Annotated in this window: 6 protein-coding genes; 3 read left to right on the top strand and 3 right to left on the bottom strand. The window is 70.2% G+C overall.

Annotation, left to right across the window (positions count from 1 at the left end; genetic code table 11):
- Positions 1-18: 18 nt before the first annotated feature.
- Genes BT364_RS40710 through BT364_RS37025 form a run of 3 tightly spaced genes read right to left on the bottom strand, consistent with a single transcriptional unit; the run spans position 19 to position 3,966 of the window.
- Complete coding sequence (locus BT364_RS40710; protein ID WP_072489558.1) at positions 19-960, bottom strand: GNAT family N-acetyltransferase; 942 nt, start codon at positions 958-960, stop codon at positions 19-21.
- 4 nt (positions 961-964) lie between these two features.
- Positions 965-1,444: an SDR family oxidoreductase gene (locus BT364_RS37020; protein WP_371268698.1), complete on the bottom strand. Its 480-nt coding sequence runs from the start codon at positions 1,442-1,444 to the stop codon at positions 965-967.
- A complete protein-coding gene (locus BT364_RS37025) occupies positions 1,384-3,966 on the bottom strand; it encodes an SMP-30/gluconolactonase/LRE family protein (RefSeq protein ID WP_177328381.1) in 2,583 nt (860 codons plus the stop codon). Before BT364_RS37025 ends, BT364_RS37020 begins: the two co-directional genes overlap by 61 nt.
- A gap of 154 nt (positions 3,967-4,120) precedes the next feature.
- On the opposite strand from BT364_RS37025, the gene BT364_RS37030 reads away from it, so the two are divergent.
- The 3 genes from BT364_RS37030 to BT364_RS37040 all read left to right on the top strand — a co-directional run.
- Entirely contained in the window at positions 4,121-5,284 is a 1,164-nt protein-coding gene (locus BT364_RS37030; protein WP_072489559.1) for an ROK family transcriptional regulator, read from the top strand.
- Between the two features lie 258 nt (positions 5,285-5,542).
- On the top strand, positions 5,543-6,802 hold the full coding sequence (locus tag BT364_RS37035; RefSeq protein WP_072489560.1) for a Gfo/Idh/MocA family protein: 1,260 nt from the start codon (positions 5,543-5,545) through the stop codon (positions 6,800-6,802).
- A 53-nt stretch (positions 6,803-6,855) separates the two neighbouring features.
- The coding region (locus BT364_RS37040; protein WP_143166613.1) for an ABC transporter substrate-binding protein at positions 6,856-7,589 on the top strand (734 nt) is incomplete at its 3' end.

Below are 7,589 nucleotides of genomic sequence, written 5' to 3' on the forward strand. Positions count from 1 at the left end.
GGCCCTGGGACTGTTGGCTCAGAACGAGTCGCCATGCCAGTGGGTTGCTCCCGTGGCCTGCAGCGTGGCGCGTATCGCCTCCGGCGGGGCAAGGAGCGGGCGGGCCATACCCACCGTCTGCGTCCGCTCCCGGGCCTGATCCTGGGCGAGGAGCCGGGGCAGGGCAGCGCGGACGGCTGGGTCCTCGGGGAGGTGGGCCCGGCCGACTGCGGCGCCCGCCGCACGGGCCCGGCGGGCCACCGCGGCGAGCAACTCACCGAGGGCCGCCGGTGCGGCTTCCGTCACCGCGCACTCGCGGACCTCGACGGCCTCGCCGATGTGCTGGGTCACGGTGTAGCCGACCGCCGTCCCCCCGTTGTCCTCGGCGATCAGCCATTCGGCGCCGGGGCCGTACCAGGCGGGCACGCGGTGGATCCAGTCGTTGGCCGTCCGCACCGCGGTGAGTGGGCGTGCGGCGTTGAATCCGGCGTGCAGTTCTGCCAGCCGCGGGGCGTCGGTCGGGGTGGCCGCACGGATGCGGAAGCGGGGCTCGGGTGGGCCAACAGTGGTGAGCGGGCCCTCAGCCCAGGAGGTGCGGAAGCCGGTCCAGCCCGAGCGCTCGTAGACCCCGGGAGTGGCCGTGAACAGCAGGGACCATGCGCAGGACTCGGCGGTCATGGCCTCGGCGGCAATGGTGAGCAGTCGGCGAACCAGGCCCTGACCCCGTGCCTCGGGGCGGGTGGCGACATTGCCGATACCGCCCACCCGTTCGACCCGGCCGTGGGCGTCGTGGAGCTGCCGCGGCACGTAGCAGACGACGGCGTCGACCGTGTCACCGCGCGCGGCCACGAAGGTCCGCCGGTGGCGGTCGGGGTCCAGGGCGTGCAGCGCAGGGAGGTGCGGGGCGTCGAAGCAGATCGCCCATAGCGCGTGCACGGCTGCCTCGTCGGCCGGGGCGAGGGTGCGCAAGGTGTGTGTCATGGCGTCAAGTTTCCTTCTGTGCTGACCCGGTCACCAAAGGGTGGCAGAGCTGAGCGTCGTACGCCGCGTACGCGGCGGGGCAGATGAAGCGCATCCGGTGCATCTGTTCGGCGAGCACGCCGCCGTCCACGGCGATCCGGGCCCCGTTGATGTACGCCCCGGCGTCCGAGGCGAGCAGCAGCGCGCCCACGTTCTCGTCGGGCACCGAGTAGCAGCCAAGCGGAATACGCTCCCGGTAGGCCGTCTCGGACGCATCGCGGTCGAAGGGGAACGCGCCGTCGATCGGGGTCCGGACCGTGCCGAGTGCGAGGGTGTTGGCGGTGATGCCGTGCGGTGCGAGTTCGACGGCGAGGGCTGAGCGCCGCATCGACGACACCGGGCCACGGCGTACGGTCGCCGTGGCCTGGTGTCCGCGCGTGGGTGTCACCCGCGCCTGGTCTGTTGAAGGCTCACCGCGTCGACGTATCCGGTCATGAGGTTCCACGCGGACGAGTACAGCGAGACGCGGACCGACGCCGTACCAGGCGGAGCCGTACCACTCGCCTGCGCGTCGATCCAGCGCCGCTGGTCCGCGCTGCGGAGCGGTGCGCTCGCCATCCGGCCGACCGGCTGGCCGGCCCCGTCGAGGAAGCTCAGCAGCAGCACCGAATCGTCGGTGCTTCCGTCCTCGATGTATACCTTGGCACGGGCCCGGTAGTACGCCCCCGCGGCAGCCGGCACCGGCTCACTGGTCAGCTCCGCCGATGCCTCGGGGCCGCTCCGGGCCGCATCGACGATCTTCATGCTGCGTCTGCCGGTGTACGCCCGCTCCTGGGAGAGGGTGAACAGGGTGCCACCGCCCTGCCACCCCGGGACGGCGCCGTCGTCCAGCGGCGCCACCTCGAAGCCGGCGTTGTCGACGGCCACGGTGCCGGCCCGGCCGTGGCGCACCGGGATCATCCGCAGCCGGGACTCCGCCGTCTTGCCGAGGAAGTAGATGTTCTCGTGGCCGTCGGCGTCCCGGGCCAGGGTCATGAAGGCGACCTCCTCGTCGTAGTCGCCGAGTGTCACGTGGTCCATGGTCTTGGGGTCCACAACGGTGAGCTTGCTGGCCAGGGTGGTGTACAGCAGGCCGTCGGCGCCCCGGCGGAGGTAGACCGGCCGCCACATGCCGTAGTTCTTCACCTCGGGGTAGACGTTCTTGTACTTGACGACCTGGAGGGTGTCCGGGTCCATCGCGAACAGGAATCCGTCGGCCGCGCCCCACAGCAGGCCGTCGCGGCCGAAGCTGAGACCGCTGATCATCTTCGGGCTGTCGAGGCCGGGGAGGTCGAGGGTGAACTCCTTGACCTTGCGTTCGCCGGCGGCATCCCAGACGAACATCTTGGCCTCGGACTCGGTGACGTCGGTCCCCAGACCGCCGTAGACGGTGGTGGAGCCGTAGATCCGTCCGCCGCGCTGGGCGAGCCCGGCGACGCTCTGGTTGTGGACGATGTCGGGGTAGGTCTTCTTCTCCCCGTCGTCGGGGTCGTAGATGGTCAGCGCGCCGCCGAGCTTGCCGTAGTCGGGGATGGAGCCGATGAGCAGCTTGCCGTCGTGGGCCTTCATCACGTACGGCCGGTCCTGTTCGGAGCCGAGACGGAACTTCTCGGAGACGGCCGGGGTCGCCGCGTCCAGCTTCGCCGAGGAGATGATGCCTCCGGGGTAGATGCCGAAGTACATCGTGTCGCCCAGGCCCGCCATGCCCTCGGCCTGGCCCATCGGGAAGCGGGTGGTGCGGCCGGTGCGCGGGTCGAAGCGGGACCCGGTGCCGCCGGGGTAGCCGCTCATGAACAGCGTGCCGTCCGGCGCCGCCTCCAGGTTGTGCAGCGGGTTCGGCGCGCCCTGCACCACCGAGGGCAGCGCCTTGCTCCGCCGTGACGCGATGTCGAAAGCGGTGATCCTGCCGCCCGACTGCAGGGTGACGAGCGAGGTCCCGGGGAGGTCCGGATCATTGAGCGGTATCCAGGCGGCACCGCGCAGCGAGGTACCGAAGGCGATTCCGGTCGAGCGGGACTCCAGCGTCGCAGTGTCGATCTCGTACAGCTCGCGGTTGTTGGTGACGTACACCTTCCCGTCCCGCGACTGAAGCTGGTTGAAGGAGAAGACCCCCGCGTCCGAAGGCGTGTTCTTGCCGACGGACTTGTCGCTCCACTTGCCGGCGTCGAGGTCGTAGAAGAGCAGCTTCATCTGCGGGTCGGTGAACTTGACGAACAGCCAGCCGTCGACGACCGCCATGTCGTAGGCGAAGGGCACCTCCTGGGGCTCCACTCCGAGGAGCGCCGGGACCTGGTCGGAGATCTTCGTCTTCGTACCGGTGGCGGTGTCGAGCCGGATGACGTCACCGACGGAGCCCACGCCCGCGTAGACGGATCCGTCGTGGTAGGCGAGGGAGCGCACGTACTGCTGGCCGGGCACCATCTGCCCGTAGTCGTGGAAGTCCTTGCTCTGCGGGTCGTATCTGAACACCTTGCCGTTGGGGAAGGTGCCGATCCAGACGTTGCCCTCCGGGTCCGTGGTCATCGACCACAGCGACTTCTCGCCCGGAACGGTGCCGAGCTTGCGCACTTCCTTGTCGGCCGGGCTGTAGCTCCACAGCTCTCCCGTCTGGCCGCCGGTGATGGCGGCGATGTAGACGGTGCCGTCGGGGCCGATCGCATGCCGCCAGGACTGCTGCACGCCAGGCAGCGTGAACGAGCGCAGCAGCCGGTTGTCCCGGATGTCGATGACGTTGAAGATCGCGTTCTCGGCGGAGACCGTCGCGTACATCGTGGGCCGGCCGTCCTCCGTGCCCACCACGGCGTCGTTGATGGAGACCGTTTCCTGCTGGACGCCGAGGTCGGCCTCGGGGCCGAACCACGTCCGGTCCAGTGCCGATTTACTGGTGCCGCCACCTCCCCGGGCCGCGGCCAAGGGTGCAGGACCCGCGACCAGAACGGTCAGGGCGAGCAGCAGGATGAGGAGTGGTCTAGGGCGTTTTCGGGGCACCGTGGTCCTTCCAGATTATGAGAGTCTTCCCCATAAGTGGGCGTTTTTTTGCGGGCTTGAGCGACCTCAGCGCCCTCCTGGCGCTTGACCATCGCAATGTTTTCGTGGACTCTCTGATTAATCCCTACGGCTGAAACGACGTCAAGAGGAGTACATGAACGCATCCCGACCCGCCGGCGGTGACTTGGCGCAGCTGCGTCGGCTCAACGCGTTCGGCGCGCTGCGGGCGCTGAGAAGTGCCAGCGCGCCGGTGACGCTGACCGAGCTGGCCACGCTCACCGGTCTCTCCCGCGCCTCGGCGGAGGACCTCGCCACCGAGCTGACCGACCAGGGGTGGGCGGCCGAAGTCCCGCCCGCGCCCGGCGCGGTGGGGCGGCCGGCCCGCCGTTACCGGTTCCGGGCCGAGTCCGGTTACGTCTTCGGGCTGGACATCGGCGCCCACAGCGTCCTCGCCGTGCTCGCCGACCTCTGCGGCACGGTCGTCACCACGGCCCGCCGAACGGTGCCGCCGGACATCCGGCGCGCCGACCGGCTTGCCGTCATCGGCGACGTGATGACCGAGTGCCTGGACGACGCGGGAATCGACGCCCACCGGATCTGGACGATCAGCGCCGGCACCACCGGCGTCGTCGGCCCGGAAGGAGACGTCGTACTCGCGGGAGCGGTCGCCGACTGGACCGGTGTACGGCTCGCCGAGCACCTGGACGAACGCTGCGCCGGGACGGTCCTGGTGGACAACGACACCCGGCTGGCCGCACTCGCCGAGCAACGCCTCGGTGCGGCACGGGACGTCGAGGACGCCGTCTACATCCACGCCGGTCTCGGCCTCAGCGCGGCGCTGATCATCGGCGGCCGGGTGCACCGGGGATACGGCGGCGCGGCGGGCGAGATCGGCAGCTTCCCCGTCACCCCCTGGGCGACCGCCGCCACCCGCCTCGCGTGTTGTCCCGCCGTCCCGTCCGACGTACCCCCGCGGGACGCCGCCGCCCATGTGCTGGCCGCCGCCCGCCGGGGCGACACCGTCGCCGTGCGCGCCGTCGACCGCTACGCCAGCGACGTGGCCCTCGGCCTCGCGGCCATGGTGCTGACCGTCGACCCGCAACGGGTCGTGCTGGGTGGGGGACTGGCCCAGTCCGCCGACGTCCTGCTCCCCCGCCTCCGTAACCGTCTGGAGCCGCTGTGCATCCGGGTCCCCGATCTCCAGCCGTCCTCGCTCGGCGACGACCGGGTCGCGCTCGGTGCGATCTGGCGAGCCGTCGAGCACGTCGAGACGACGTATCTCGCGCACAACCGGCGGCCCACGGCGGCGCGCCCGTGAACGGCCGTTCCGGACCTCCCGTCATCGACCCGGGCAGCCCGTGTTCCGGATCGCAGGGACCACTGCGCGGTCCGCCTTCGGCTTTCAGGCGGCCCCGGTACGCGCCGTATGCATCGGCAGCTGGCCCCTGTCAGCTCTCCGCACCCGGTAACCGTTGACGGCTCCGCGTCCAGGCATCGCCGCGGGAGACGCCCCCCGGCCCCACCGTACGCCTTGTCCGTCGCGTGCCTCTTCTTCACTTCTAGGGAGCTCTTGGGAATGTCCATGCACCTTCCGATATCCGATCGGCCCGTCCGCGTGGCTCTCGTCGGCGCCGGCAACCGCGGCCTCACCTATGCCGCGTGGATCAAAGCCCACCCCGAACGCGCCCGCCTCGTGGCCGTGGCCGATCCCCGGCCGGCGGCCCGCGCCGCGGCCGGGGCGGAGCTCGAGTTCGACGACTGGCGGCCGCTCGTCGAGGGGGACGCCATCGCCGACGCCGTCATCGTCGCCACCCAGGACCGCGATCACGTCGAGCCCGTTCTGGCGCTGGCGCGGGCCGGGTACGCGATCCTCGCCGAGAAGCCACTGGCGCCCAGCGAGGCCGAGACCCGCACCCTCATCGAGGGCGTGGAGAAGGCGGGCGTGCTCTTCGCCGTCTGCCATGTCCTGCGCTACACCCCCTACACCGACCTGGTGAAGGAGGTTGTCGACTCGGGCGTGCTGGGCGAACTCGTCAGCGTCGAGCACCTGGAGCCCGTCGGCTGGTGGCACTACGCGCACTCCTACGTCCGCGGGCCCTGGCGCAGTGAGCGGGCGTCCTCGCCGATGCTGCTCGCCAAGTCCTGCCACGACCTGGACTGGATCTCCTACGTCACCGGGGAGCGCATCGAGCAGGTCGCCAGCTTCGGTGGGCTCAAGCACTTCCGGCCCGAGAACGCCCCGGCCGGTGCCGCGGAGCGCTGCCTGGACTGCGCCGTCGAGGACGGCTGCCCCTACTCCGCACTCAAGCTGTACGTGCCGACGCTGCGCGAGCACGGCTCCGTCTGGCCGGTCACCCACGTCACGGACTCCACGGACGAGACCGAGCTGCTGACCGCGCTGCGCGAAGGCCCGTACGGCCTGTGCGCCTACCGCGTCGACAACGACGTGGTCGACCACCAGGTCCTCGCCATGCAGCTGTCCGGCGGCATGACCGCGACGTTCACCATGGTCGCCTTCACCGAACAGACCGACCGCCAGACACGGATCTTCGGCTCGCACGGCTGGCTGCGCGGCGACGGCAAGCGCGTCACCGTCCACGACTTCCGCACCGACGAGGTCACCGTCCACGAGGTCGACACGAGCGGTTCCAACGCCGCCGAGGGACACGGCGGCGGAGACACGGCGTTGGTTGATGCCTTCGTCCACGCCGTCGCCACCGGCGACCCGGCCGCGGTCCGCTCCGGCACCAAGGCCACGCTCGGCAGCCATCTGGCGGCCTTCGCCGCCGAACGCGCCCGCCTCACCGGCTCCGTACAGAGCGTGCCGGTGCGCTGATCTACGTCCCCGAACAACACCGTTCCCCGCTCATCCCCAGGAGGTTTCCGCTCATGTTCCGTATCGCCCGTCGCCGGCCGAGACCCCGTGCCGTCACCGTGCCGCTGCTCTCAGCCGCCCTCGCCACCACCGTCCTCGCCGGCTGCGGATCCGGGACCGGGGACGGCGGCAGCACCATCACCATGTGGACCTACCCGGTCATCTTCGACGAGGCCAAGAACAAGGCTTACTGGGACGGCCTGGTCAAGGAGTTCGAGAAGAAGCACACAGGCACCAAGGTGAAGGTCGAGACCTACCCGTGGGCCAACCGCGACACCGCACTCGCCACCGCCATCGGCGCGGGAAAGGGGCCGGACGTCGTCTACCTCATCCCGGACCAACTGCCGAAGTACGAGCGGAGCATCGTGCCCGCGGACCAGTACATGCCGGCCAGGGCCAAGGCGGACTACACCAAGTTTGCCCTCGACTCCGTGACCGTCGACAGCAAGGTGCTCGGCACCCCCGTCCTCACCAGCGCCAACCCGCTCATCTGCGACAAGCGCGTCTTCAAGGCCATCGGCGAGAGCGAATACCCCACCACCTGGGACGAATTGGCCGGCCTCGCTCCGAAGCTGAAGAAGAAGGGGTACTACGCCACCAGCTACAGCGGTGACACCCAGCAGACCCTCAATATGACCTTCTACCCGCTGCTGTGGCAGGCCGGCGGAGACGTCTTCTCCGAGGACGGCAAGAACGTCACCTTCAACGACGCGGCCGGCGTCAAGGCGCTGACATACCTGAAGAAGCT

Origin of the sequence: Streptomyces atratus (assembly GCF_900119365.1) — a bacterium.
In the GTDB taxonomy this organism is placed as follows: domain Bacteria; phylum Actinomycetota; class Actinomycetes; order Streptomycetales; family Streptomycetaceae; genus Streptomyces; species Streptomyces atratus_B.